The organism is Aquimarina atlantica, from assembly GCF_000626715.1.
GTDB lineage: Bacteria > Bacteroidota > Bacteroidia > Flavobacteriales > Flavobacteriaceae > Aquimarina > Aquimarina atlantica.
Window position 1 is genome coordinate 1 of sequence record NZ_AQRA01000030.1, and the last position, 1,770, is coordinate 1,770.

Sequence of the window (1,770 nt, forward strand, 5' to 3'; positions counted from 1 at the left end):
TCAGAAAAGTGATTATGAAATAGGGAGTAAATAAAAGGATTATAAAAAAACATCGTTATGAGAAAACTCTTATTGTACATACTGTTCTTATTATTTTCCGTTAATTTCTATGGGCAATTTAAATATCACGTATCTACAGTTAATGTTTTAGACTTAACTGCTTCAAGTTGTTTTATGTCTAATCCAGCAAGTGTAATATCTTCTAGAGGGAGTTTGAAAATTGCAGATGAAAATGATATAACCCTTAGCACTGCAACAGGGATATTAGATTTAACTACAAGACCTGCATATTATGGCGTTTCAGCTGGAAGTTGTAGATGGATCGAAGGGCCTAATAGGGGTAAAATATACAGCTTAGGAGGATATAGGATGGACATCGATCCTAACATAGATTCATATTATGAACATAAACCTTCTTTTGGAACATTATATTTTGAAAAAGTTAATACAACACAATCCGATGAACTTAACTGTAATGGAGTTACATTAAATGCTACCTCGGGTATTTCTGATACCGATATTATTGAATGGGAATATTCTTTTGAAGGGCAATTAGCTACCATAAGTGGTTCTTCAAACAAAAAATCAATATTTATAGATTTTAATAATTTTCCAGTAGATTTTGAAAATAATGCAAACAAAATAATTTATTTCAGATATAAACTAGTCGGCAATGTTTTTTCTCCCTTAAAACCATATACAATTCTTAATTGCTCACCTGCACTAGACCCAAATGTTTCTCCTAACCCAGCACCAATCAATCCTACCTGTAGCTATAACAATGACGGTAGCTTTACAGTAACTTTTGATAGAGAACTGGATGATAGTGTTTCAGAAAAAATGAACTTACAGGTATATCGACAAGTAGGAAGTGTCTTTGATGGTTATGAATCAAAAGTATTAACTAAAAGTCATTTCACTGGTTCTTCTTATACCTGGAATCCCAAAAACCTACCCGGTGGGATCTATAAGCTATTCTGGCAGACCAAAAGCAATAATGGAGGTTTTGACGATATAGGTACAAACCCAGATGCTTATGATGAAAGTAATCCTTTTACACTAACTGCTCCCCCAGTATTATCAGTTAGCGGTACTCCTTCTCCCGTACAATGTTTTGGGGGAGATGATGGAAGCATAAGAGTAACACCAGATGGTGGAACGCCTCCTTATCAATATTCTATAGTAGGTAGCAATATACAACCTGTAGGTACACTGTTTGATGGGTTGACTGCAAATCAATATACCATTCTTATTAAAGATAGTAAAGGTTGTGAAGCTACTAGTGCACCCATAACTGTTGGTGAACGATTTCCAACCATACCAGAGGTAATTGGGTTGTCTGCACTCATTACCAACCCTACTCTTATTAATGGAAATAATGGACGTATTGCAATCTCTGTATCTAGTGGATCTGGTAACTATACAAACTATGCCTGGACCAAAGACGGAAATCCTTTTACACCTCCTTTAGGGTCTACAAATACAAATATCATCAACCTCTATGAAGGGGTTTATACCATCGTAGTAACCGATAGTAATGGATGTAGTTCTGATGTCGAAACATTCACTCTAACCGATCCAGAGCCCATCCAGGTCACTATCAATATGACTCCTAATACCGTTAATTGTTCGGATACCAAAGTCAACCTTATCGCCAGTGCAACAGGGGGATTTTTAAACTCTGGTGGAGATTACACTTATCTATGGGATGATGGAACTACCGAAGCATCTCTTACCAATGTAGGAATAGGAAACTACCAGGTAACTGTA

The 1,770-nt window shown here is 36.0% G+C and carries 1 protein-coding gene; it reads left to right on the top strand.

Annotated features, from left to right (window positions below; genetic code table 11):
* Positions 1 to 57 precede the first annotated feature (57 nt).
* Positions 58 to 1,770 (top strand): SprB repeat-containing protein (locus tag ATO12_RS24445; protein WP_131248900.1); only part of this gene is annotated, 1,713 nt, incomplete at its 3' end.